The organism is Phenylobacterium sp. (assembly GCF_030693625.1).
In the GTDB taxonomy this organism is placed as follows: domain Bacteria; phylum Pseudomonadota; class Alphaproteobacteria; order Caulobacterales; family Caulobacteraceae; genus Phenylobacterium; species Phenylobacterium ferrooxidans.
Genome location: NZ_JAUYAF010000064.1, coordinates 63,976 through 87,922, shown reverse-complemented (window position 1 = coordinate 87,922; position 23,947 = coordinate 63,976). Strand labels below are relative to the sequence as shown.

The following is a 23,947-nucleotide window of genomic DNA, read 5'->3' as shown; positions in this document are numbered from 1 at the left end:
CTAGAGCATTCTGCGACCTGATTGAATCGTTGGGGATTCCCAGGGCCCGCGGATTCTGATTCAAGCTCTGTGCTGGTGACGGAGGCTGGCACCTATGAGCAAGGCGCTGTCAGTTGATCTTCGTGAGCGTGTGATCGGCGCGATTGGCGAGGGCTTATCGTGTCGCGCGGCCGCGGTGCGGTTTGGTGTGAGCGCGGCGAGCGCGATCCGTTGGCGTAGCCTGTCGCTCAAGACAGGCGACGTGCGGCCCGGTCCGCTGGGCGGTGATCGGCGCTCAGGCCTCATTGAAAAGCACGCCGATCTGATCCTCGGGCGCCTGGAAGCCCAGCCGGACATCACGCTGGCTGAGATGCAGGCGGTCCTGGCCGAGCACGGTGTTACGGTCAGCACCACTGCGGTCTGGCGGTTCTTCGACCGTCGCAGGATCACGCTCAAAAAAAGTCGGCGCACGCGGACGAGCAAAGTCGGCCAGATATCCTGAGCCGGCGACAGAGCTGGTTCGAGGGTCAGCTCGATCTCGATCCCGCCCGGCTGGTCTTCCTCGACGAAACCGGGGCCACCACCAAGATGGCGCGGCGCCACGGGCGCGCCCTACGCGGCCAACGCCTGCGCGCCAGCGTTCCTCACGGCCACTGGAAGACCACCACCTTCATCGGCGGCCTGAGACTGACCGGAATGACCGCCCCCATGGTCTTGGACGGCCCCATGACCGGCGCCTGGTTCCTGGCCTATGTCGAGCAGGTCCTGGTCCCAACCCTGAGCCCCGGCGACATCGTCGTCCTCGACAACCTGGCCGCCCATAAGAACGCCTCGGCCAGGGCCGCCGTCGAGGCCGCCGGCGCCACCCTGGTCTTCCTGCCGCCCTACAGCCCCGACCTGAACCCCATCGAGAACGCCTTCGCAAAGCTCAAGGCCATGCTCCGAAAGGCCGCCGCCAGAACCCTCGAGCAGCTCTGGTCAGCCATCGCTCAAATCATCGACGCCTTCACACCAAGGGAATGCGCGAACTACTTCGCCGCCGCTGGATACGATGCAGACTGATCGAAAAATGCTCTAATGGGCGTCGGCTTGCGGGAGATGACCCTGAATCTGGAGGGCACGGCCTCCATCGCGCAGATGACCGCCAAGGTTAAGGCCTGGTCCCTAGCCCATCCCGGTCCCGAGGTGCTGTCGGGCCGAGGCTGGATCGAGACCCATTATCCTGAGAAGCGCTTCCCCAACCGGGCCGACCTGGACGCCGTGGTCTCCGACCGCCCCGTGGTCCTGGGCCGCTCCGACGGCCACGCCATCCTCGTCAATTCCAAGATGCTGGCCCTGGCCGGTATCACCCGCGACACCCCCGACCCCGCCGGCGGCCAGATCCTGCGGGACAGCAAGGGCGAGCCCACCGGCCTGCTGGTGGACAACGCCAAGGCGCTGGTGAAGGTCCCGCCGCCGACCGAGGCCCAGTTGCGCGAGGCCGCCCAGCGGGCGGCGGACCTCTACGCCTCCCGCGGCTGGACCGGGATGCACAGCGTCAGTGTCGCGGCCCGGGACGTGGAGATCCTGAACGCCATGGCGGCCGCCGGGACCCTGCCGATCCGGGTGGACAACTTCATGGACCTGTCCAGTCAAGGGACCCTGCTGACCACAGGTCCGTCCGCTGATCCCACAGGCTTGGTGCGAGTGGACGGCATCAAGATGTACATCGACGGCGCGCTGGGCTCGCGTGGGGCGGCCCTGCTGGCGCCCTATGACGACGCGCCGGGAACCGGCCTGTTGTTGACCCCGCCCGAGGTGGTGGCCAAGACCCTGGCGGCGGCGCGCAAGTCGAAGGCGCAGATGGCCATTCACGCCATCGGCGACCGGGGCAATCGCCTGGTGCTGGACGCCTTTGAGACCGCGTTTGACGGTGACCCCGCGCAACTGCGCGCCGCGCGCTGGCGCATCGAACATGCCCAGGTGATCTCCCCCAACGACATCCCGCGCTTCGCCGACAACGGGGTCATCGCCTCGATGCAGCCGTCCCACGCCATCGGCGATCTCCACTTCGCCCCCGCCCGCCTGGGCGAGGCGCGGCTGAAGGGCGCCTATGCCTGGCAGGCGCTCCGGACCAGCGGCGCGCATCTGGCCGCCGGCACCGACGCGCCAGTGGAGAAGGGTGATCCGCTCATCGAGTTCTACGCCGCGACCTACCGCCACGACCTGCAGGGCTTCGCCGGTCCCAACTGGGGGCTGGACGAGGTGCTGACCCGGCCGCAGGCCCTGGCCATGCTCACCAAGGGCGCGGCCTATGCGGTGTTCCGCGAGAAGGACCTGGGGGACCTGGCGGTCGGCAAGGCCGCCGACATTTCCGTCTTCTCGGTGGACCTGATGACCGCCCCGTTCCCCGACATCGCCAAGGCCCACGCCGTGATGACCGTGGTGGGGGGCAAGGTGGTCTATCGCGCCAGGTAGGAAAACTGGCGACAGCTTGACCTTGCGGGTCAGTCGCCCGACCGCCGCCTCGCTCATGATCGGCCGGGGCGCGGCTGCAAGGGGGGCTAGGTCAGAGCGTCGTCCACCAGGTTCGGGAACACCTTGGCCACCTTGGAGAGGAGGTAGTCGCCATAGGTCCCGTCGAAGTCGTGCACGCTGGCGCCGTCCCAGCGGCCATCGGCCCCAGTGGTGATGGCCACGCCCGGTAGGGGCGCCATTCTGGCGTTGAAGTCCGGGTCGAAGAACAGCGGGAAGGACAGGCGGTCGTGACCGCTCACATTCCTCACCCGGTGCGGCGTCGAGCGGTACCGCCCGCCGGTCAGCCGCTCCAGCATGTCGCCGATATTGCAGACCAGGGCGCCCTCGATGGGCGGCGCCTCGATCCAGCCGCCGGGCGCCTTGACCTGCAAGCCTCCGAACCGGTCCTGGGCCAGCAGGGTAAGCAGGCCGTAGTCGGTGTGCTCGCCGACGCCCCAGGACCTGGCGTCCGCGCCGGGCCCCTGAGCAGGGTAGTTGAAGATGCGGAACAGCACGGTCGGTTCGGTGGTGTAGGCGTCGCGGAAATAGTCGTCGGGCAGGCCCAGGCTGATCGAGAACCCCTCCATCAGCGCCGCCGCCGCGCGTGTCGCCCCGGCCATATAGGCCTCAGCGGCCACCTTCAGTTCGGGCAGGGCGGGGGGCCACAGGTTGGCGCCGTGCAGGGGCATGCGCGCCTGGACCCGAGAATGATTGGCGGCCAGGTCGGTCCCCAGATAGAGGCCTTCCTTCTGGTCCGGCGCCCCGGAGGTAAGCTCGCCCCCGACTGGGAAGTAGCCTCGCCAGGCCCGGCCGCCGCGGGCCATGTCGATCCTCAGCTTTTCCTCCTCCGGGAGGGCGAAGAACCTGCGGCTCTGCGTCTCAAGGTCGGCCAGGGTCGCAAGGTCGATCCCATGTCCGGTCAGGTAGAAGAAGCCGTGCGCCTCGCAGGCCCTGGCGATCTCCCCGGCCACCCGCGCCCGGCCCACCGCGTCGGCGCGGTCGAACAGGGGGCTCATCTCGATGACTGGGAGGGTCGCCATCAGGCGGCGGGCGCCGGTCGGGCGCGCTGGTTGTAGAGCAGCTTCATGCGTCGCTCGCGCTCCTCGGGCGTCACGGTGGCGGGGTCTTCGGGCGGGCCGGCGACCACGGCCATGCCCTTCACCACGGCAGGGCGGGCGGCCATCGTGTCCCACCAGCGCTTGAAGTACTGGAACTCGCCCATGTCGATGCCCTGCAGCTCCCAGGACGCGGTCCACGGATAGGCGATCATGTCGGCGATGGTGTAGTCGTCGCCAGCGATCCACGGACGGTCGTAGAGCCGGTTGTTCAGCACCCCGTACATGCGATGGACCTCGTCGTTGAACCGCCGCTGAGCGTAGGCCTGGTCGCCGTGCTTGGGATCGACGCGGCTGAAGTGGCCGCGCTCGCCGGTCTTGGGGCCCTGGTTGGCCATCTGCCAGACGACCCACTGGTTGACCTCGTACTTGCCACGCACGTCCTGCGGCCAGAATTTCCCGAACTTCTCGGCCAGGTACATCATGATCGAGCCGCTCTCGAAGACGCTCAGCGGGCCCCCGCCGTCCGCGGGCTCGTGGTCCACCAGCACCGGCATGCGGTTGTTGGGGCCGATCTTCAGATAGGCGTCGGTGAACTGGTCGCCCCGGCCAATGTTCACGGGCACGATGTTGTAGGCGACCCCCAGCTCCTGCAGCAGGATGGTGACCTTCTTGCCGTTCGGAGTGGGCCAGTAGTGGAGATCGAGCATGGAGCGCCTCGCGGGATTTCAATCCTGCGAGCCTAGGCCCGAGATGGGCCGCCTCAATCCCAAAAAATCTGCAACGGGCCACAAGCAAACGGGCCCCCGGCAATGCCGGAGGCCCGCTGCATTATCGGCCGGGACCGAAGGCCTTAGTAACCGCGCGGCGTACGGTCGTTGTCGCGCCGATCAGCGCGGATGTTGCGGGCCACCACATCCAGCTTGGCTTGGATCGTCGCGGCGTCGCGACGGCTCAGCTGGCCGTTGCGGTAGTGGCGCATGCCACGTTCCTGGCGGCTGATCATGTTGAGCGAGCGTTGGGCCTGATTGGCCTCGGCCCCGGACAGGGAGCCGTCGTTCAGCCCGCGTTGAATGCGTTCCTGAAGCCAGGCCTGGCGGCCGCGGACGTCCATCGGCGAGCCCGACCAACCCGAGCCCTGCTCGTAGGAGGCGTTCTGGCCGTAGCCGGAGGCGGCCGGCGCCGTGGCGATCCAGCGGCCTTGGCCGTCGTAATAGCCGTAGGATTGGCCTGCGACCCAGCGACCGTTGCTGTTGTAGTAGCCCGGCTGAGCGTCGGCGATCCAGACGCCGTTTGCGTCACGACGACCGGCGGCTTGGCCGGGAATCCAGCGGCCATTGGCGTCATAGCGGCCCGTGGCGGGACCGGCGATCCAGCGGCCGTTGCTATAGTAACCGCTGGCCGAGGCGCCGACCCACTGGCCGTTCACGTCATAGTAGCCGCTGGCCGAGGCCGGAACGTAGCGGCCATTGCGGTCATAATAGCCGCTGGCCGAAGCGTTCGTGTTGGCGGCGACCCAGCGGTTCTGGCTGTCGTAGTAGCCGCTCGGCGCGCCATCGACCCAACGGCCGTCGCGGTCGTAGTAGCCCTGTGCGCTGGCCCGATCGACGGCGTTGGCATGCCACGCGCCGTTGCTGTCGTAGTAGCCATAGGCGTTGGGGCTAGCGCAATTGGTGCGGGACTTGGCGATCTGGTTGCCGGCGAAGCCGCCGGCCAGCGCGCCGACCACCGAGCCTTCGGTGCGGGCGCCGTTGCCGGAGACCTGGCTGCCGAGGATGGCGCCGAGGCCCGCGCCGATCACGGTGCCGGCGACACGGTTGTTTCGCTGTTGCTCTTCGCAAGTCTGTTGGGCCAAGGCGAAGGTGGGCAGCAGGGCCGCGGCGGCGATGCCTGCGGCGAGAAGGGTCTTGCGCATAGGGGGCACTCCTGGGGACATTGTATCCGTCCGTCGGGAGGTTAAACGCGGCGGCACGGTGGCGGTTCCTCAGGCGCCGGGGGGGCAGGTCGCGGGTGTCACCCAGCGGCTACGGTCGGGGTCTCGGAGGCCAGCGCCTTCTCCTGCGCCGTCAAGCGCTGGACCGGCGTGAGCCCGCGGAACCACCGTGCCTAGAGGCGCTCCACAAAGGCGGCGATCTCACCGTCCGTTCGCAGCCGGACCACCGGCACGTCAGGCCCATGCTGTATCCGCAGCGCCTCGATCCGCGGCCGGTTCTGGCGCTCGAAGTTCCAGATGAAGCGCAGCACGGTGGCGAGATCGCCGGGGCGATGCATCTCGCCCGCCTGGAACGTGCGGATGATGGCGCGCCAGGCGCAGGTGATGCGAGGGCGATTGAGCCAGACCACCAGGTCGGCCCTCGGTATCCGCAGGTCAAAGGTGACCGCCGCGAAATTGCCGTCGCTGATCCAGGCGTCCTGCGCGTGCAGCACCTGCAGGGTCGCGCGGAAATCCGAGGTCTCCTGGACGCGGCCTCGCCAGATCGCGTCCAGGTCGATCATCGGCGCCCCGGTCCTTTCCGACAGCCGCCGCGCCAGGGTGGTCTTGCCGCTGCCGGCGCAGCCCAGAAGGAGAATGCGGGTCATGGCCCACCTCTAGCCCGGGCGGGGGGCGCGGCCCAGACCTAGGCCAGGGTCACCAGCAGCTAGAGTTGGACGTGCCCACCGGGCGAGGGCGGGGGCAGGGCGCCGGCCCGGATGGTCACCTGCAGCGAGGGGAGGATCAGGGTCGGGGCGCCGGGGTGAGCTCCCGCCTGGACTTTGAGCCCGGACTGGACCATCGCTGCCCGACGAGTTGTTGAAGAGTCTCAGTAAGTTGTCTCCTGGCGTCGATTTCAAGGACTACCTCCTGCTCATGGGCGTGCCTGATGACGGCAGGGTGCTCGCCCGGGGGCAGGGTCTGCTTCGGCGGCCGACCTATGTCTTCTCCGGGACCTGCAGCTACCTGAGCTACCTCGGCGACCGCCTCGCCGGCGCCCGGGAAATCTGGTTTGCGCCTCCCGCCGGCCCGATGAGTCTGCGGATCGCGCCGGGGCCGATGGTGAACTACCTCGCCGACCCCGACATCTACGGCATGGCCCTGGCCAAGGCCGAACGGCTGGCCCGCGCGATGGGGCGGCCTTGCCTGAATCCTCCCGGGGCGGTTTTGCGGTCCGGGCGCGACAAGGTGGCCAGGGCGCTGGAGGGCATGCCGGGGGTGGTGGCGCCGCGGACCGAGCGTCTGAGCAGCGCGGGTCCCCAGGAGTTGGCTCGGATGATCGCCGACCTGGGGATGACCTATCCCGTCCTGATCCGGCCTGTCGGAGCCTACGGCGGCAAGGAACTGCTGCGAATGGATCGCCCAGAAGACCTGGAAGGCCTGGTGGCGGGCTGGATGTGCGGCGCCCAGGTCTATGTGACCGAGTTTCATCCGTTCGCCGACCCGGACGGCGTGCATCGCAAATATCGCCTCGCGGTGATCGGGGACCAGATCATTCTGCGTCACGTGATCATCGGCGACACCTGGCTGCTCCATGCCGACAGCCAGGGCGTGGACACCGAAGCCGATGAGGAAGCGCGCCTGGCGAGTTTCCAGGAGGGCCTGTTGCCCGTGATCGCGCCCGCTGTGCACGAGATCGCCCGCCGCCTGGGGCTCGACGTCTTCGGCATCGACTGCCACCTGGACCAGGACGGGCGCCTTCTGGTGTTCGAGTCCAACGCCTGCATGAACTTCTTGGCTCGTACCGTGCCGCCGCCCAATATGTGGGACGCGCCCGTCGAGGCGATCCGTACGGCCCTTCTCGATCTGCTGGCTGACCCGACGCGCTGGCGACATGCCGGGGACGGCGGGAGCCCAGGAACCCCGATATGAAGCTCCTCTATTCTCCGACCTCGCCCTATGCCCGCAAGGTCCGCATCTGCGCCCTCGAGCTGGGGATCGCCCTGGATGAGGTGGTGGTGGGCGCCAACCCCTCCCAGGCGGCCGATCCGGGGCTGGCGGCGGCCAACCCCCTGGCCAAGATACCTACCCTGGTCTTGGCGGATGGCCGGACGATCTATGACAGCCGGGTGATCGTCGACTATCTCGACAGCCTGACCGACAGGGCCCTCGCCCCGCGCTCGGGCGACGCTCGCTGGGCCGCCCTGGTGGAGCAGGCGGCCTGCGACGGCATCCTCGATGCAGCGCTGCTCAGCCGCTACGAGCTGGCCATGCGGCCGCAGGCGATGCGCTGGCCGGAGTGGCTGGCCGGGCAGGCGGGCAAGATCGAGCGCGCCGTGGACCTGCTGGAGACCTCGGCCCGTGACGCCGCCAACCCCGGCTTGGGCGACATCTGTGTGGCCTGCGCCCTCGGCTACCTGGATCTGCGGTTCCCGGAGAACGGCTGGCGCTCCGGTCACCCGAAACTGGCCGCCTTCTTCGCGGCGATCTCCGAGCGGCCTTCGCTGAAAAGCACCATCCCGGCCTGACCCAACGGCAGGCGGAAAGCCTGCTAAGCTCCGGTCACGGCGGCCGACCAAAGAGCCCGCCGACGACCGGAGGACAGACGACCATGGCCCACGACGCCGCTTCGATGAACGCCCTGCTTGCACGGCAGAAGGCCGCCCACCTACGCGATGGCGCCCCCACCGCGGAGCAGCGGATCGCGCGGATCGACCGCTGCATCGGCCTGCTCATCGATAACCGCAAGGCCATCGAGGACGCGCTCAACACCGACTTCGGTTCCCGCTCGCGGGAGGCCACCGCCTTCACTGACATCGCCGGCTCCATCGGCCCGCTGAAGCACGCCCGCGACAGCCTGACCAAGTGGATGAAGCCTGAGAAGCGCAAGACGACGCCCGCGATCCTGGGCCTGTTCGGCGCCAAGGCCGAGGTGCGGTTCCAGCCCAAGGGGGTGGTGGGGATCATCAGTCCGTGGAACTTCCCGGTGAACCTGACCTTCGCCCCCCTGGCGGGCGTCCTGGCCGCCGGCAATCGGGCGATGATCAAGCCGTCGGAATTCACGCCCGCCACCTCGGAGCTGATGGCGGTGATGTTTTCCAGCGTCTTTTCCGAGGAGGAGATCGCGGTGATCACCGGCGGGCCGGAGGTGGGCCAGGCCTTCTCCGAACTGGCCTTCGACCATCTGATCTTCACCGGCGCGACAGCCATCGCCCGCCACGTGATGAAGGCCGCCTCGGCCAACCTCGTGCCCCTGACCCTGGAACTTGGCGGCAAGAGCCCGGTGATCCTCGGCAAGTCCGCCGACATGGCCACGGCCGCCGCCCGGGTGATGAATGGCAAGACCCTCAACGCCGGCCAGATCTGCCTGGCGCCTGACTATGTCCTGACCCCGAAGGATCAGCTGGAGGACTTCATCGGCCATGCGCAGGGCGCAGTGGCCAAGATGTTCCCCACCATCCGCGACAACCCCGACTACACCGCCATCGTGGCGGATAGGCACTATGACCGCATCAAGGGCTATGTGGACGACGCCCGGACCAAAGGTGCGCGGATCATTGAGATGAAGCCCGATGGCGAGGACCTGAGCCAGCAGGAACACCGCAAGATCGCGCCGACCCTGATCATCGACCCGACCGACGACATGTTGGTGATGCAGGAGGAGATCTTCGGCCCGGTCCTGCCGGTGAAGACCTATTCCGGGGTCGACGAGGCCATCGCCTACGTCAACGCCCACGACCGCCCGCTCGGCCTCTACTATTTCGGCGATGACGCCGCGGAGAAGGAGAAGGTGCTGAACGGCACCACGGCCGGCGGGGTGACCATCAATGATGTGGTCTTCCACGTGGCCCAGGAGGAGCTGCCCTTCGGCGGCGTCGGCCCCTCGGGCATGGGCAGCTACCACGGGATCGACGGTTTCCGCGAGTTCAGCCACCGCAAGGCGATCTACACCCAGATCAAGAAGGACATCGGCCCCCTGGTGCAGATGCGCCCGCCCTACGGCCCCGGCATCCGCAAATATCTCGACGGCGCGATGAAGCGCTAGCTTCGCGGGGTTTTCAGAGACTGCAGCGCCCGCTCGTGGGCATAGGCGGCGACGTCGCTCAGCGCGGCCTGGAGGGCGATGCGAACGCTCTCAAGGCGCACCGCGCCCTGTTGCTCGGCCACCTCGCAGGCGTCGCCGAGCTGAAAGGCCCCGACGCCCCGCGCCGCGCCCTTGATGGTGTGGACTGCGTCCAGCCATCCCTCGCTGGTCGGATCGAGCATCGCCGACCACAGATTGGCCTGCTCTCGGAAGAGGGCGAGGACCTCGTCCACGACGCCGGTATCGCCCGCAGCGAAGTCTTCGAGGTACGCAAAATCCACCGCGCCGGTGAGGTCTCGCCTGGCCAAAAAATTCGTCCCCTTACCCGCCTTGCTTTCACCGAGGCTTCAAGTATGTTCCGCGCCCTTGCCGACAGGCCCTCGCGGGCTCCGAACGGTACGGGTGCATAGCTCAGTTGGTAGAGCAGCTGACTCTTAATCAGCGGGTCGTAGGTTCGAATCCTACTGCACCCACCATTCGTTTGGTGGACGGACTGTTCCAGAACTTCACGACATCGCCATCCCCGCTCGGCGCGTGGGAATTCGCCCGCGTGGCTAGCCTTGTCCCGCGCCATACTCTATCTTCTAAGTTACGACTCCGGCCCTGGCGGCTCAGGTGTTTGTTTTCTTTGAATTTAAGACTGAGGCCATTGAAATGACCACTGCGGCTGTGATCGACAAGAAGGCCCTGCTGGCCAAGTACATCGCCGAGCGTGACAAGCGCCTGCGGGCCGACGGCAACGCCCAGTACCTGGAGGTGAAGGGCAACCTGGCCCACTACCTCGAAGACCCCTACACGCCCCGCGTCGAGCGGGCGCCCAAGACCGACCACGTCACCTTCGCCTTCGTGGGCGGTGGCTTCGCAGGCCTGGTGACCGGGGCTCGCCTTGTGGAAGCCGGCGTGACCGATGTGCGCATCATCGAGAAGGGCGGCGACTTCGGCGGCACCTGGTACTGGAACCGCTATCCGGGCGCCCAGTGCGACACCGCCTCAATGATCTACATGCCGCTGCTCGAAGAAACCGGCCACATGCCGACCGAGAAGTACGCGCACGCCCCCGAAATCCTCGAGCAGTGCCAGCGGATCGGCAAGCAGTACGGCCTCTATGAGAACGCGCTCTTCCACACCGAGGTTGAGGATCTGCGCTGGGACGCCGCCAATTCCCGCTGGGTGATCAAGACCAACCGCGGCGACGAATTCACGGCCAGCTTCATCGGCCTGGGCACCGGGCCGCTGCACGTGCCCAAGCTGCCGGGCATTCCGGGTATCGAGACCTTCAAGGGCCACTCGTTCCACACCAGCCGGTGGGACTACGACTACACCGGCGGCGACCCCAAGGGCGCCAAGATGGAGAAGCTGGCCGACAAGCGAGTCGCCATCATCGGCACCGGCGCGACCTCGGTCCAGGCCGTCCCCCACCTGGCCAAGGCCTGCAAGCAGCTGTTCGTCGTCCAGCGCACGCCGTCCTCGGTGGACGTCCGCGCCAACAAGCCCATCGACCCGGAGTGGTTCGCCGAGATCGCGACTCCGGGCTGGCAGAAGCGCTGGCTGGAAAACTTCACCGCCAACCAGGCCGGCGGCAACGCCGAGGAAGACCTGGTGATGGACGGCTGGACCGACCTGTCGCGCCGGATCCGCGCCAAGATTTCCCAGCTCCCTCGCGAGGGCCTGACCCCGCAGAAGATGCTCGCCGCCTACGAAGACAGCGACTTCGAAAAGATGGAGGAGATCCGCGCGCGGGCCGAGGCCATCGTCAAGGACCGCGAGACCGCCGAGAACCTCAAGGCCTGGTACCGCCAGCTCTGCAAGCGTCCCTGCTTCCACGACGCCTACCTCCAGGCCTTCAACGAGCCCAGCACCACCCTGATCGACACCGACGGTCAGGGCGTGGAGCGCATCACCGAGAAGGGCTTCGTGGTGGCTGGCGTCGAGTACGAGGTCGACTGCATCATCTACGCCTCGGGCTTCGAGGTCGGCACGGAATACAAGCGCCGCGCGGGCTTCGAGGTCGCCGGGGTGGGCGGCCAGACCCTGTCGGAGGCCTGGGCCGAGGGCATGAAGTCCAAGCACGGCATCCACGTCCTGGGCTTCCCCAACGCCTTCTTCGTGCAGCCGACCCAGGGCGCCAACCTGATCTCCAACGTGCCGCACAACCTGACGGAATCGGGACGCACCATCGCCCTGACGGTGAAGCACGCCCTCGATGTCGGGGCCAAGGAGGTGGAGGTCACGCCGGAGGCTCAGAAGGCCTGGGTCGACCTGCTGCTCACCGGCGCCGGCCGCATGATGGGCGCGCCCGACTGCACGCCGGGCTACTACAACAACGAAGGCCAGAGCCCCGGCCCGGCGGCCAAGTACAATGTCGGCTACCCTCAGGGCGCGACCGCCTTCTTCAAGTACATTGAGGACTGGCGGACGTCCGGGCAGTTCGAGGGGCTGAGCTTCCGGTAGGCAGAACGACCCCTTCCTTCTCCCGCAAGGGGAGGAGGAAGGGGTCCCTAAATCCCCGCCCCGTTGTCCAGCGCCTGCAGGGCCAGCTCGTGGGCCTCGGCCTCTGCGGTGATCCAGTTGATGAAGGCCTTCACCTGGGGCAGGCGGCCCTTGGCCTTGGGGTGGACGACGTAATAGGCGAAGTCCACGGCGGTCGAGATCTGCAGCGGCGAGACCAGGCGGCCGGCGTCCAGGTCGGCCTGGGCCAGGGTGCGTTTGGCGAGCGCCACGCCGCGGCCGTTGGCGGCGGCCTCGATCACCATGCTGGACTGGTTGAAGCGGGGGCCACGGGCGCCGTCCACGCCCTTAACCCCACGTGCCGCCAGCCACATGGTCCAGTCGGGGCAGCTGTCGTCGGGCTCTGGCGAGCCATCGTGCAGCAGGATGTGACCCAGCAGATCCGCCGGCGAATTCAGGGGGTTGGAGGCCTGCAGTTCGGGGCTCAGCACCGGGATCACCGTCTCGCCGATCAGGCGGCGGACCTCCAGGCCGGGATAGCGGCCGGCGCCGTAGCGGATGGCTACGTCCACCTCGCCGGCGGTGAGGTCCACCAGCTCCAGGCCCGCCGACAGCCAGACGTCCACCTGCGGATGCAGCTCCTCGAACTTGCCCAGGCGCGGCACCAGCCACTTGGCGGCGAAGGAGGGGGCGGCGGTCAGGGTCAGGCGACGGCCGTCCACGGCGGCGGTCAGCATGGAGGCGGCCTCGGCCAGCCGGTCGAAGGCCTCGCGCAGGGCGGGAAGGGCGGTCTGGGCCGCGTCGGTCAGCAGCAGGCCCTTGGGGGTGCGCTTGAACAGCGCCGCGCCCACATAGTCTTCCAGGTTCTGGATCTGCTGGCTGACAGCTCCCGGCGTCACCGACAGCTCGTCGGCCGCGCGTGAGAAGTTGAGGTGGCGGGCGGCGGCCTCGAACGCGCGAAGGGCGTTCAGCGGCGGCAACCTGCGGCGCGGCGCGTCGCGTTCCATGGAGTTTTCCTGACAGCCCCGGCAGAAGACCTTGGCTTGCGAATTGGGCCCTCCGAGACCAGTTTGCAAGCGTCCGGCGGTGTATAGGCCCTTTTCATCGGTGGACATCGGGCGAGGCGGGTGTAGAGCCCGTCGCGCCTCAAAACTCAAACCTAGTCGTTAGAGAACCTGAAAGCCCATGTCGCGCCGCGCGCCCAAGGCCCCCACCGCCAACCGCCTCGTCGTCCTGGGCGGCGAAGGCGTGCGCGCGGCCGGCTCGGTGTGGCTGGTGGGTGCGGGCCCCGGAGACCCGGAACTGCTGACCCTCAAGGCCTTCAAGGTGCTGGCGACCGCTGACGTGGTGGTGCACGACGGCCTGGTCAGCGACGAGATTCTGGACCTGGCGCCGGCAGCCGCGCGCCGCATCTCGGTGGCCAAGCGCAAGTCGCGCCATTCCTACGCCCAGGGCGAGATCAACAGGATGCTGGTGGCCTTCGCCCTGGAGGGCCTGACGGTCATCCGGCTGAAGGGCGGCGATCCCTTCATCTTCGGCCGGGGCGGCGAGGAGCTGGAAGCCTGCCGCGAGGCGGGCGTCGTCTGCCATGTGGTGCCCGGCGTCACCGCGGCTCTGGCCAGCGCCGCCAGCGCCGGCGCTCCCCTGACCCATCGCGGGGCGGCCCAGGCGGTCACCTTCGTCACCGGCCACGCCGCCACCGGGGAGACCCCGGACCTGGACTGGGCCGGCCTCGCCAAGGCCAACCACACGGTGGTGATCTATATGGGCCTCTCCACCGCCGGCGGAATCGCCGAGCGCCTGATGGCCGCCGGCCGTGCGGGCGCGACGCCCGCCCTGATCGTCGAGAACGCCAGCCGCGCCGAGGAGCGCCGCGTCGTCACCGATCTGGCGGGTCTGGCCGCCGCCGCCGCCGATGTTTCCGGTCCCGCCCTGCTGATCGTGGGTGAGGCCATGGCCCTGGCTCAGGCCGGGACCGCGCAATTTGTTCAAAGTGTCGAAGCTCGCGATCTCGAGCGGGGAGTGGGATCATGAAGGCGCTGACCGCCAATCGCCTGGACGACGGCGAGGTCGTGTTCTGGAACAAGGGCGCCTGGGTGGAGCGGTTCGCCGACGCCGAGCTGTTCGCCGATGACGCCAGCGGCGAGGCCGCCGAGGGCGCGGGCAAGTCCCAGCCCAATACGGTGATCGACGTCTATCTGATCGACCTGATCGAGAGCGAGGGCCTCTGGGCCCCGCTGAGCTTCCGGGAGCGCATCCGGGCGCTCGGGCCTCTCAACCACCCGACCCATGGCAAGCAGGCCGAGGGCGGAGCGGCCATCGAGGCCCTGCGGCATGCCGCCGGCGCCTCGCGCTCCACCGGCCGCGTCAACCTGATCAAGCGTAAGTAGGGCCGATGTATCAGTACGACACCATCGACAGGGAATTCCTGGCCGACCGCGCCGCGGAGTTCAAGGAACAGGTGGAGCGCCGCCTGGCCGGCGAGATCACCGAAGACCAGTTCAAGATGCTACGTCTGCGCAACGGGCTCTATCTGCAGCTGCACGCCTACATGCTGCGGGTGGCGATCCCCTACGGCTCGCTGAACGCGACCCAGCTGCGCAAGCTGGCCGATATCGGCCGCCGCTACGACAAGGGCTACGGCCACTTCACCACCCGCACCAACCTGCAGTTTCACTGGATCAAGCTGCGCGAGGCGCCCGCGATCCTGGAGGAGCTGGCCACCGTCGACCTGCACGCCATCCAGACCAGCGGCAATTGCATCCGCAACGTCACCTCCGACCCCTATGCCGGGGCGACGGCCGAAGAGATCGACGACCCGCGCGTCTGGTCCGAGGCCATCCGCCAGTGGTCGATGCTGCACCCGGAATTCAGCCACCTGCCGCGCAAGTTCAAGTTCGCGGTCACCGCCGCGCCCAAGGACCGCACGGCCGCCCGGGTCCACGACATCGGCCTGGTGGTCCGCCGCGCCCGCGACGGCACCATGGGCTTTGAGGTGATCGTCGGCGGCGGGATGGGGCGCACGCCCTATGTCGGGCCGACGATCCGCGAGTTTCTCCCGGCCAACCGGCTGTTCTCGTACCTGGACGCCACCTTGCGCGTCTACAACCGCCACGGTCGCCGGGACAACAGCTACAAGGCCCGGATCAAGATCCTGGTGGCCGCCCTGGGCCGCGAGGAGTTCGCGCGCCAGGTCGAGGAAGAGTGGGAAAAGGTGGGTGCGGGCGCCGACATGCCCGACACCGAGATCGCCCGCATCCGCGCGGCCTTCGCCCCCAAGGCCTTCGACACCCTGGTGAACCGCTCGGAAGCCTTCGAGACCGCCAAGGCCGCTGATCCCGCCTTCGCGCGCTTCGCCCGCAATAACCTCAAGCCCCACAAGCGGCCGGGCTACACCATCGTCGAGATCTCCCTGAAGGGGATCGGCGACACGCCCGGCGACGCCACCTCCGACCAGATGGATGTGGTGGCCGACCTAGGCGAACGCTACGGCCAGAACGACATCCGCATCACCCACGAGCAGAACCTGGTCCTGCCCCACGTGAAGCTGGACGATGCGCACGCCGTGTTCCAGGCCCTGGCCGCCGCGGGCCTGGCGACCCCCAACATCAACCTGATCACCGACATCATCGCCTGCCCTGGGCTGGACTACTGCGCGCTGGCCAATGCGCGCGCCATCCCCATCGCCCAGGACATCGCCCACCGCTTCGCTGACCAGGACCGCGCCGAACTGGTGGGGGAACTGAAGATCAAGATCAGCGGCTGCATCAACGCCTGCGGCCACCACCATGTCGGCCACATCGGCATTCTGGGCGTCGATAAGAAGGGTGAGGAGTTCTACCAGCTCACCCTGGGCGGCTCCGGGGCCGAGGACGCCGAGGTCGGCAAGATGCTGGGCCCGGCGCTTCCCGCCGACCGCGTCACCGACGCCATCGACACTATCGTCGAGGTCTATCTGCGCGAGCGCGTCGAGGGCGAGCGGTTCCTCGACACCTTCCGCCGCACGGGCTCGGCCCCCTTCAAGGAGGCTGTCTATGCCGAAGCTCATTAGGATCATCGACGGCCAGTTCGTTTCGGCCGACGACCCCTTCACCCATGTCGCCGACGACGAGGGCATGCCCTCGGGCGATGTGATCGTCTCCCTGACCCGGTTCTCCGCCGAGGGCGACGCCCTGATCTCCCAGGGCCGCTCCGTGGGCGTGCGCATCGAGCCGGACGAGGAGGTCGAGGCGCTCGCCTATGACCTGCCCAAGCTGGCGGTGGTGGCGGTCGCCTTCCCGAAATACCGCGACGGCCGCGGCTTCTCCACGGCCCATCTGCTGCGCGGCCGTTTCGGCTTCAAGGGCGAGGTCCGGGCGGTGGGAGAGGTGCTGCGCGAGGAGGCCAACTTCCTGACCCGCTGCGGCTGCGACAGTTTTGAAACCGCCGACGGCTCCAGCCCCGAGCAATGGGCCCACGCCGCCAATCGTCATCGTCACGTCTATCAACGCGCCTCTGACGGCCGCACCCCGGCCTTCACCGAGCGTGCGGAGTCCTGAGCATGGCCTTTGATCAACTGGAACGCCCGCAGATCGCCCTGCGCCTTGACGCCGAACTGCGCCACGCCCATCCGGTGACGGTGCTGGAATCGGCCGTCGAGACCTTCGGCGACAAGCTCGCCCTGGTCTCGTCCTTCGGGGCGGAGTCGGCGGTGCTGCTGCACATGGTCTCCAGGATCAAGCCGAACATGCCGATCATGTTCCTCGACACCGGCATGCTGTTTGGCCAGACCCTCGACTACCGGCGCAACCTGGCGGCCAGGCTGGGCCTGACGGACGTGCGCGACCTGCGGCCGCTCTATACCGACCTGGCCACCGTCGATCCCAAGGCCAACCTCTGGCAGACCGACACCGACGCCTGCTGCAACATCCGCAAGGTGATCCCACTGGACACCGCCCTGAAGGACTTCGATGGCTGGATCACCGGCCGCAAACGCTTCCATGGCGGCGACCGCCTGTCCCTGCCGGTGGTGGAGCAGGCCGATGGGCAGGTGAAGTTCAACCCCCTGGCCAACTGGGGCAAGACCGAGCTCGACGCCTATATGGCCGAACACGATCTGCCGGCCCATCCCCTGGTGGCCCAGGGCTTCCCCTCGATCGGCTGCTGGCCCTGCACCAAGCCGGTGGAGGAGGGCGAAGATGTACGCGCCGGTCGCTGGGCGGGTTCCGAAAAGACCGAATGCGGCATACATGTCGCCCGCGCGCCCGACGCCGTGACGAACGTCGGCGGCGATATCTAGTCCAAGCTTTCAAGCAGACCGATCATGACCGATGTGACCGCCGCCGCTCCGGCCAAGAAGGCTGGCGCCTTCCTCCATGAGACCGTGACCTGGGTCCAGCACTGGACCGACAGCCTGTTTTCGTTCCGCACCACCCGCGACCCGGCTTTCCGCTTCCAGAGCGGCCAGTTCGTGATGGTGGGCCTGGAGGTGGACGGCAAGCCGCTGCTGCGCGCTTATTCCATCGCCTCGCCGTCCTGGCACGACGAGCTGGAATTCTATTCCATCAAGGTCGATAGCGGCCCGCTGACTTCGCGCCTGCAGAAGATCCAGGTCGGAGACCAAGTGCTCATCGGCAAGAAGCCCACCGGCACCCTGGTGCTGGACGGCCTGAAGCCGGGCAAGCGCCTCTACATGCTGGGCACCGGCACCGGCCTCGCCCCCTGGCTGAGCCTGGCCCGCGACCCCGAAGTCTATGACCGCTTCGACGAGGTGATCGTCACCCACACGGTGCGCAATGTGGCGGATCTGAACTACCGCGAGCTGTTCGAGACCGAGCTGCCGCAGGACGAGATCCTGGGCGAGATCGTCGCGCCCAAGCTGCGCTACTACCCCACCGTCACCCGCGAGCCCTTCAAGCACCAGGGCCGGATCACCGACCTGATCGCCTCGGGCAAGATCTTCGAGGACCTGGGCCTGCCGCCCCTGGATCCCGCCGTCGACCGCCTGATGCTATGCGGCGGCCCCTCGGTCCTGGCCGACCTGAAGGTCCTGCTGGAAGCCCGCGGCTATGTTGAGGGTTCACTGGCCAGCCCCGGCGACTACGTCCTGGAGCGGGCCTTCGTCGAGACGTGATCTTCTCCCTCCCCTTCATGGGGAGGGGCAGACCGCGATAGCGGTGGGGGTGGGGGAGTGTGGCCAGCATCCCCACGCGTCCGAAGCTTTACTTCGTCCACTCTCCCCATGAAGGGGCGGGAAGAGTCCGCCTATTTCGGCGGGCAGCCCTTGAACTGGCCGGTCTTGGTGACCGTCAGTTGGGCCAGGTTCAACGGTCGCAAAGGCTTCATCGAGCCGGCGCCAGCCCCGGTATAGAGGTCGATCCGCTGGCCCTTGATCGCGCCGCCCACGTCGGAGGCGTACCAGTAGCCGTCATGGGCCGATCCATCGGGCATGGAGAGCCCCACCGTCTCCTTGATGAACAGGATGGTCCGGCGTGGGATCAGGCTCTTGTCGATGGCCGCCGTGCGCATGGCCACGACCTTGCAGCCCAGGGAGTCCAGCGCGCCCACGCCCTTGGCGCCGGCGTGATAGAGGGTCGCCTTGAGGCGATAGTCGGCCGACCCGGGCACGGCGCCCGTCAGGGCGTTCATCAGGAGATCCCCGATGGGGTCGGAAGGAGCGGCGTGCGCTCCACCTCCGAAAGCCAGAAGGGGAAGGGCGGCCAGGGCGGCGAGGTGGCGTCCCATATGGGGATCCTACGTCGTTGATCTGTCAGCGAGGGTCTGAGTACCGGGACTCTGGCGTCAGGGCAACCCCGGGAATAGCCTGGCCCGCGATCCCCTGTAGACAGCATACATTGCGCCTGTGGACTCTTGGTCTATCAAGCTTCCTCAAACAATGGGGCAGGCCGCATGCGCATCTTTGGAGACTCGATCTCGGGCAACTGCCTGAAGGTGAAGTGGACCGCCGATCATCTCAGGCTTTCCTATGATTGGATCGAGACTGATGTCTTGAAGGCGGCCACCCGGACGCCGGAATTCCTGGCCCTCAACCCCGCCGGCCAGGTCCCCGCCGTGATTCTCGACGACGGTCGGCCCCTGGCCCAGTCCAACGCCATCATCCTGCACCTGGCCGAGGGCTCGGCCCTCATCCCCGCCGACCCCTATGACCGCGCCCGCATGCTGGAGTGGATGTTCTGGGAGCAGTACAGCCACGAGCCCTATGTCGCCGTCGCCCGCTTCCAGGTGCGCTTCCAGGGCAAGGCGGTGGCGGACCTGGAGCCGCGCATCGTGGAGCGCGGCAAGGCGGCCCTGCAGCGGCTTGAGGACGGCCTTGCGGCCTCACCCTTCCTGGTGGACGGGGCGGTCAGTCTCGCCGACGTCGCCCTGGTGGCCTACACCCGCGAGGCCGGCGACGGCGGCTTCCGCCTGGCCGACTATCCGAGGGTGCTGGCCTGGATCGCCCGGGTGGAGAAGGCCTTGGCTATCATCTAGGGCGGCTTGCGACGTTCCGGTGAATTCGCCGCGGCTCGGACTTCACGCACTTGCCTTCGACGGCGCCGGCCTTCAAATCGGAGGCATGAAACGTCTCGCCCTGCATCTCGCCGCCGTCTTGATCGCCGCCGCGCCAGCCCCGGCCCTCGCCTGGAGCAACACCGGCCACCGGATGATCGGACAGGAAGCCACGCGTGCTCTGCCGCCGACCCTGCCGGCTTTCCTGCGCAGCCCCGCCGCCATCCAGGCGATCGGCGAACTGTCGCGGGAGCCGGACCGCATCAAGGGCTCGGGCAAGGTGCACTTCAGTAACCTCGATCCGGCGCATTTCGTGGATTACGAGGAGGACGGCCGCATCCTCGGCGGCCCGCGCCTGGACGCCCTGCCGCCGACTCGTGCGGCCTACGAAACCGCTTTGCGCGCCGCCGGCCAGGACAGCTGGAAGGCCGGCTACCTGCCCTATGCGATCATCGAGAAGTACCAGCAGCTCGTCACCGACATGGGCTATTGGCGCATGGGCATGGCCGCTGAAGGCCGCGAGAAGAACAAGGCGCGCCGCGCCTGGCTGCACGCTGACCGCCTGCGCCGCGAACAGCTGATGCTGGTGACCATCGGCTACCTCGCCCACTATGTCGGCGACGGATCGCAACCCCTGCATGTCAGCGGCCACTACAACGGCTGGGGCGATTACCCCAACCCTAACGGCTACACGACAGCGAAAATTCACGCGCCCTTCGAGGACGTTTTCGCCACCCAGTACGTGACCCCGACCATGGTGCGCGCCAACCTGCTGCGACCCCATACCGCCGACGGCCCCATCGAGGCGCGGGTGTCCGCCTATCTGCTGATCGCCGGTCGCCAGGTGGTCCCTCTCTATGAACTGGAGAAGGCGGGAGGCTTCAGCCCAGCCAATCCGAAGGGCGTGGCCTTCGCCACCGAGCGGCTGGCGGCTGGGGCCTCTGAACTGCGTGACCTGATCACCGAGGCCTGGGCGGAGAGCCTCACCGTGAAGCTGGGTTGGCCGGCGGCGTCCGTCGCCGACTCCGTCAGCGGTAAGGTCGATCCGTACGACTCGCTGTTCAGCGGGCGCTAGGCGGCTTCTCGAACCGGTCCGCATTGCGCGGGGCGGCCTGAACCGGTAGTCGGACGCCAAGTTCGCGACCGCGCAGGAGCGCCCATGCCCCAAGCCCACACCCTCGACGTGAAGTCCCTCGCCGAGCTGGTCCGCGCTCAGGCGGCCGGCGAAGTGGCCATGCTCAAGTCCGAGCATGGGATCCAGCCGGGCCTGGCGGTGGTGCTGGTGGGCGAGGATCCGGCCAGCCAGGTCTATGTCAGGTCCAAGGGCGAGCACTCCCTGGCCGCCGGCATGCATTCAGAGACCCACCGCCTGCCGGCCGACACCACCCAGGACCAGCTGATGGCCCTGGTGGAGCAGCTCAACGACGATCCGAAAATCCACGGCATCCTGGTCCAGATGCCTCTGCCCAAGCACCTCGACGAGAAAATGGTGCTCGCGGCCATGGACCCCAACAAGGACGTGGACGGCCTGACCGTGGTCAATGCCGGTCTGCTGGCCAGCGGCATGCCGGCCCTGATCCCTTGCACGCCGCTGGGCTGCATGCTGGTTCTGCGCCAGACCCTTGGCGACCTGGCCGGCAAGCGCGCCGTGGTGGTGGGCCGCTCGGTGCTGGTGGGCCGCCCCATCGCCCAGCTGCTGCTGCAGGCCGACTGCACGGTGACCATCGCCCACTCGCGCACCGTGGATCTACCCGCCGTCTGCCGAGAGGCCGACATCCTCGTCGCCGCCGTGGGCAGGCCTCAGATGATCAAGGGCGACTGGATCAAGCCCGGCGCCACCCTGATCGACGTCGGCATTAACCGGGTGCCGTTCCGCGATCCCGTGAAGGCCGCCGAGGGCAGAACCAAGCTGGTGGGCGACGTGGCCTTCAAGGAGGCGGAGAAGGTCGCGGCCAACATCACGCCGGTCCCCGGGGGCATCGGCCTGATGACCGTGGCCTGCCTGCTCGCCAACACCGTCACCGCCGCCAAGCGGATCCACGGGCTCGAGGGTTAGGCACCCAGGCCGTCAGCGGCTCAGCTCGCCGCCTTCCCCAACGACGAGGTCCATTCCACCAGGTCGCGGAGCACGCCGCTGACCCCCACGGTGAAGGCGCGCACGATGTCGGCCTGGCGGTCCCCGTCGGCCGCGACCGTCTGGGAAAAGGTGCGCTCGGCCGCCACGCTGCGGTCGGCGGACCGTGTCAGCACCGCATGCACATTGACCACCACGGAAGGGCGGCCCTTCGGCGCGGCGTAGTTGACCTGGAAGTCGCGCACGTCGAGCTTCAGGACATAGTCCGACTGGCCGATCTCCCCGCGGCTGATCAACCGGGCGGACCGGCCATCCTGGTCGAAGGCCCGGCTCACCGCCTCGTCGAACAGCACCGAGGCCGGCGAGACCCAGCGGGCCTCGGCGATATAGGCCACGTCGCTGCCGGCGGTGACCGTCATGATCCGGTCGCCGGCGGCCGCCTTGTTGAACTCGTTGGAGAGCTTCAGCACCCCGAACTTCTCGCCGCTCGCCCGCGGCGGCGAGGCGGCCTCAGCCGGCATGAGATAGTCGAAGCGGTAGAGGTTGGCCGGTTTGCTCTTCGGGAAGAGCGAAATGCAGCCGGAGAGGGCCACGGCGGTCAGAGCCACGGCCGAGAGCCGGATCAGGCGCTGAAGACGGGTCATGGCTTCACCTCGATTTCCTTGGCGGGCGGCTTGCCGACAGCGCCGCGCGGGTTGGTCTGGAGTTCGTTGGCCAGGCGCTCGAGCGCCTCAGCGGTCTGTTGCAGCTGCACCGTCGCCGCCGTGATCTGCGGCAGGCCCGTGGTGGCGAAGTCGCTGGTCGGACCTTCCAGCTTGCTCATGATCTGGCGCAGGTCCTTGGCTGCGGCCTTGGTCTCCTCAGCGGCGTCGGCGACATTCCGCATGGTGCGCTTGCCATCGCCGTCCACCAGCGCCTGGCCCGACCGCCCGAGTTCGGCGAAGGACTGGGCCGCGGCGTCGATGCTCTGCAGGGCCTTCTGGGCGTCGGCGATCACCGCCTTGCGCTCCCGCAGCTCGGCGGTGACCGCCTGGGCGTCGTTCAGCGCGGCGGAGAAGGTCTTCACATTCTGGTCCGACAGCACCTTGTTGACCCGGTCCAGGGCCTCGACGGTGCGGCTCAGCACCGTGCCGCCGCCGGCTAGCAGGTCCGACAACGTGCTGCGTTGGCTGCGGATCACCGGCACCTTGCCGTCCGGCGTCACCGAACGCAGCAGGGGCTTGGACTGAACGCCGGCGCTGATCTGCACATAGTTCACGCCCGTGATGCCCTGGGGCTCCAGGGTGGCCACGGAGTCCACGCGGATCGGCACGTCGGAGGTCACGCGGGCGCGGGCCACCACGTTCTTGGGGTTGTCGCGGGCCAGCTCGATCTTGGTGACCTCGCCCACCTTGATGCCGTTGAACCGCACCTCGCCGCCCTGGGTCAGGCCGTTGATGGGCCCCTGGAAGACAATGTCATAGAGCTGGTAATCGCGGCTGAACTGGACCTTGGCCAGCCACACGCCGAAGATCACCAGACCCAGGAACAGGATCAGGGTCGAAAGGCCCACCAGGGCGTAGTTGGCGTCTTTTTCCATCAGACCATTGTCTCGGCTTTTGTCGCTGAACGCACCGCGGCCCGGCCGCGCGGCCCCAGGAAATACTCACGAATCCACGGGTGCTTCGACTTTTCCAGCGTGCGCACGGGGGCGTTGGCGACCACCTTCTTGTCGGCCACCACCGCCACCCGGTCGGTGATGGCGTAGAGGGTGTCGAGGTCGTGGGTGATCATGAAGACGGTCAGGTCCAGGCTGTCGGAGAGGTCCTTGATCAGCTCGTCGAAGGCCGCGGCGCCGATGGGGTCGAGGCCGGCGGTCGGCTCGTCGAGGAACAGCAGTTCGGGGTCGAGGGCGAGGGCGCGGGCCAGGCCCGCGCGCTTGCGCATGCCCCCCGACAGCTCCGAGGGTTTCAAGTGGGCGGCGTTGGCGGGCAGGCCCACCAGGGCGATTTTCAGCTCCGCCAGCTCCATCACCACCCGCTTGGGTATGTTGGTATGCTCGTACATGGGAGCCGCGACATTCTCGCGGACCGTCAGGTTGGAGAACAGGGCGCCCTGCTGAAACAGCACCCCCCAATGGCGCTCGATGGCCGACCACTTGCGGCGCGAGGCGCGCTGAATGTCCTGGCCGAACACCTGCACCGTGCCGCCGTCGGGGGTCTTCAGGCCAATGATGGTGTTGAGCAGCACCGACTTGCCGCTGCCGGATCCGCCCACGACGCCCTGGACCTCGCCGCGCTTGACCACCAGGTCCAGGCCATCGTGGATGACCTTCTCGCCGAACCGGGAGACCAGGCCCTTCACCGTGATGGCGGGGCCGGTGGTCGGCAGTTCGTCCTCGGTTAGTTCGACGTCGTCCGGCGTCTCCAGGC

General features: G+C 67.9%; 25 protein-coding genes, 1 tRNA gene and 1 pseudogene. 16 read left to right on the top strand and 11 right to left on the bottom strand.

The features are described from left to right. The first annotated feature begins 94 nt into the window (after positions 1–94). Both Q8N10_RS14120 and Q8N10_RS14115 read left to right on the top strand, forming a co-directional pair. Positions 95–1,041, top strand: a protein-coding gene (locus tag Q8N10_RS14120; RefSeq protein WP_304779243.1) for an IS630 family transposase whose coding sequence is annotated in 2 segments (ribosomal slippage) — positions 95–431 and positions 431–1,041 — 948 coding nt in all. Because the reading frame shifts where the segments join, the coding sequence is not laid out codon by codon here. 36 nt (positions 1,042–1,077) lie between these two features. Then, positions 1,078–2,436 (top strand): amidohydrolase, encoded by a 1,359-nt coding sequence (locus Q8N10_RS14115; protein WP_304779246.1) that lies wholly within the window; start codon positions 1,078–1,080, stop codon positions 2,434–2,436. Between the two features lie 86 nt (positions 2,437–2,522). On the opposite strand, the gene Q8N10_RS14110 is transcribed toward Q8N10_RS14115, so the two are convergent. The 5 genes and pseudogenes from Q8N10_RS14110 to Q8N10_RS14090 form a co-directional block, all read right to left on the bottom strand. Next, complete coding sequence (locus tag Q8N10_RS14110) at positions 2,523–3,515, bottom strand: isopenicillin N synthase family oxygenase (protein WP_304779247.1); 993 nt, start codon at positions 3,513–3,515, stop codon at positions 2,523–2,525. Next, positions 3,515–4,240: a glutathione S-transferase N-terminal domain-containing protein gene (locus tag Q8N10_RS14105; RefSeq protein WP_304779250.1), complete on the bottom strand. Its 726-nt coding sequence runs from the start codon at positions 4,238–4,240 to the stop codon at positions 3,515–3,517. Before Q8N10_RS14105 ends, Q8N10_RS14110 begins: the two co-directional genes overlap by 1 nt. Positions 4,241–4,383: 143 nt before the next feature. Next, on the bottom strand, positions 4,384–5,445 hold the full coding sequence (locus tag Q8N10_RS14100; RefSeq protein WP_304779259.1) for a glycine zipper 2TM domain-containing protein: 1,062 nt from the start codon (positions 5,443–5,445) through the stop codon (positions 4,384–4,386). Between the two features lie 191 nt (positions 5,446–5,636). Beyond that, positions 5,637–6,110, bottom strand: a complete 474-nt coding sequence (locus tag Q8N10_RS14095) for an AAA family ATPase (protein WP_304779262.1) — start codon at positions 6,108–6,110, stop codon at positions 5,637–5,639. Between the two features lie 59 nt (positions 6,111–6,169). Further along, positions 6,170–6,259, bottom strand: a pseudogene (locus Q8N10_RS14090) (MBL fold metallo-hydrolase); the annotation flags it as partial. Between the two features lie 80 nt (positions 6,260–6,339). Here Q8N10_RS14090 and Q8N10_RS14085 point away from each other — a divergent pair. The 3 genes from Q8N10_RS14085 (at position 6,340) to Q8N10_RS14075 (ending at position 9,487) form a co-directional block, all read left to right on the top strand. Continuing rightward, positions 6,340–7,374 carry a RimK family alpha-L-glutamate ligase gene (locus Q8N10_RS14085; RefSeq protein WP_304779264.1) on the top strand — a complete coding sequence of 345 codons (1,035 nt, stop codon included), beginning with the start codon at positions 6,340–6,342 and terminating at the stop codon, positions 7,372–7,374. Beyond that, on the top strand, positions 7,371–7,970 hold the full coding sequence (locus Q8N10_RS14080; protein ID WP_304779267.1) for a glutathione S-transferase family protein: 600 nt from the start codon (positions 7,371–7,373) through the stop codon (positions 7,968–7,970). The genes Q8N10_RS14085 and Q8N10_RS14080 overlap by 4 nt, the downstream gene beginning before the upstream one ends. Before the next feature lie 83 nt (positions 7,971–8,053). Next, on the top strand, positions 8,054–9,487 hold the full coding sequence (locus tag Q8N10_RS14075; protein WP_304779270.1) for a coniferyl aldehyde dehydrogenase: 1,434 nt from the start codon (positions 8,054–8,056) through the stop codon (positions 9,485–9,487). On the opposite strand, the gene Q8N10_RS14070 is transcribed toward Q8N10_RS14075, so the two are convergent. Next, positions 9,484–9,834, bottom strand: coding sequence for an Hpt domain-containing protein (locus tag Q8N10_RS14070; RefSeq protein ID WP_304779273.1), 351 nt, complete (start codon positions 9,832–9,834; stop codon positions 9,484–9,486). The genes Q8N10_RS14075 and Q8N10_RS14070 overlap by 4 nt on opposite strands. Positions 9,835–9,926: 92 nt before the next feature. On the opposite strand from Q8N10_RS14070, the gene Q8N10_RS14065 reads away from it, so the two are divergent. Further along, positions 9,927–10,002, top strand: a tRNA-Lys gene (locus Q8N10_RS14065). Between the two features lie 178 nt (positions 10,003–10,180). Continuing rightward, the gene (locus tag Q8N10_RS14060; RefSeq protein WP_304779277.1) at positions 10,181–11,977 is read left to right on the top strand and encodes an NAD(P)/FAD-dependent oxidoreductase; all 1,797 of its coding nucleotides are present in this window, start codon (positions 10,181–10,183) and stop codon (positions 11,975–11,977) included. Between the two features lie 47 nt (positions 11,978–12,024). On the opposite strand, the gene gcvA is transcribed toward Q8N10_RS14060, so the two are convergent. Continuing rightward, positions 12,025–12,981 carry a transcriptional regulator GcvA gene (gene gcvA, locus Q8N10_RS14055; RefSeq protein ID WP_304779281.1) on the bottom strand — a complete coding sequence of 319 codons (957 nt, stop codon included), beginning with the start codon at positions 12,979–12,981 and terminating at the stop codon, positions 12,025–12,027. A 178-nt stretch (positions 12,982–13,159) separates the two neighbouring features. On the opposite strand from gcvA, the gene cobA reads away from it, so the two are divergent. From cobA to Q8N10_RS14025, 6 genes are read left to right on the top strand one after another with little or no spacing between them, the layout of a single operon-like run. After that, complete coding sequence (gene cobA, locus Q8N10_RS14050) at positions 13,160–14,008, top strand: uroporphyrinogen-III C-methyltransferase (RefSeq protein WP_304779284.1); 849 nt, start codon at positions 13,160–13,162, stop codon at positions 14,006–14,008. Next, a complete protein-coding gene (locus Q8N10_RS14045; RefSeq protein ID WP_304779287.1) occupies positions 14,005–14,364 on the top strand; it encodes a DUF2849 domain-containing protein in 360 nt (119 codons plus the stop codon). Before cobA ends, Q8N10_RS14045 begins: the two co-directional genes overlap by 4 nt. Before the next feature lie 5 nt (positions 14,365–14,369). Further along, positions 14,370–16,025 carry a nitrite/sulfite reductase gene (locus tag Q8N10_RS14040; protein ID WP_304779290.1) on the top strand — a complete coding sequence of 552 codons (1,656 nt, stop codon included), beginning with the start codon at positions 14,370–14,372 and terminating at the stop codon, positions 16,023–16,025. Continuing rightward, on the top strand, positions 16,009–16,512 hold the full coding sequence (locus tag Q8N10_RS14035) for a DUF934 domain-containing protein (protein ID WP_304779292.1): 504 nt from the start codon (positions 16,009–16,011) through the stop codon (positions 16,510–16,512). The genes Q8N10_RS14040 and Q8N10_RS14035 overlap by 17 nt, the downstream gene beginning before the upstream one ends. Before the next feature lie 2 nt (positions 16,513–16,514). After that, complete coding sequence (locus Q8N10_RS14030; RefSeq protein WP_304779295.1) at positions 16,515–17,252, top strand: phosphoadenylyl-sulfate reductase; 738 nt, start codon at positions 16,515–16,517, stop codon at positions 17,250–17,252. A gap of 24 nt (positions 17,253–17,276) precedes the next feature. After that, entirely contained in the window at positions 17,277–18,086 is an 810-nt protein-coding gene (locus Q8N10_RS14025) for a ferredoxin--NADP reductase (RefSeq protein WP_304779297.1), read from the top strand. A gap of 131 nt (positions 18,087–18,217) precedes the next feature. On the opposite strand, the gene Q8N10_RS14020 is transcribed toward Q8N10_RS14025, so the two are convergent. Continuing rightward, complete coding sequence (locus tag Q8N10_RS14020; RefSeq protein WP_370690209.1) at positions 18,218–18,601, bottom strand: 3D domain-containing protein; 384 nt, start codon at positions 18,599–18,601, stop codon at positions 18,218–18,220. A gap of 261 nt (positions 18,602–18,862) precedes the next feature. On the opposite strand from Q8N10_RS14020, the gene Q8N10_RS14015 reads away from it, so the two are divergent. The 3 genes from Q8N10_RS14015 to folD all read left to right on the top strand — a co-directional run bounded on the left by Q8N10_RS14015 (position 18,863) and on the right by folD (position 21,518). Beyond that, on the top strand, positions 18,863–19,444 hold the full coding sequence (locus tag Q8N10_RS14015) for a glutathione S-transferase family protein (RefSeq protein WP_304779300.1): 582 nt from the start codon (positions 18,863–18,865) through the stop codon (positions 19,442–19,444). Positions 19,445–19,529: 85 nt separating this feature from the next. After that, on the top strand, positions 19,530–20,537 hold the full coding sequence (locus tag Q8N10_RS14010; RefSeq protein WP_304779303.1) for a S1/P1 Nuclease: 1,008 nt from the start codon (positions 19,530–19,532) through the stop codon (positions 20,535–20,537). A gap of 84 nt (positions 20,538–20,621) precedes the next feature. Next, positions 20,622–21,518, top strand: a complete 897-nt coding sequence (gene folD, locus Q8N10_RS14005; RefSeq protein ID WP_304779306.1) for a bifunctional methylenetetrahydrofolate dehydrogenase/methenyltetrahydrofolate cyclohydrolase FolD — start codon at positions 20,622–20,624, stop codon at positions 21,516–21,518. 20 nt (positions 21,519–21,538) lie between these two features. Here folD and Q8N10_RS14000 read toward each other — a convergent pair whose 3' ends face one another. From Q8N10_RS14000 to Q8N10_RS13990, 3 genes are read right to left on the bottom strand one after another with little or no spacing between them, the layout of a single operon-like run. Continuing rightward, positions 21,539–22,180: an ABC-type transport auxiliary lipoprotein family protein gene (locus tag Q8N10_RS14000; protein WP_304779309.1), complete on the bottom strand. Its 642-nt coding sequence runs from the start codon at positions 22,178–22,180 to the stop codon at positions 21,539–21,541. Further along, a complete protein-coding gene (locus Q8N10_RS13995) occupies positions 22,177–23,115 on the bottom strand; it encodes an MlaD family protein (RefSeq protein ID WP_304779311.1) in 939 nt (312 codons plus the stop codon). Before Q8N10_RS13995 ends, Q8N10_RS14000 begins: the two co-directional genes overlap by 4 nt. Further along, entirely contained in the window at positions 23,115–23,945 is an 831-nt protein-coding gene (locus Q8N10_RS13990) for an ABC transporter ATP-binding protein (RefSeq protein ID WP_370690211.1), read from the bottom strand. The genes Q8N10_RS13995 and Q8N10_RS13990 overlap by 1 nt, the downstream gene beginning before the upstream one ends. Positions 23,946–23,947: the final 2 nt, after the last annotated feature.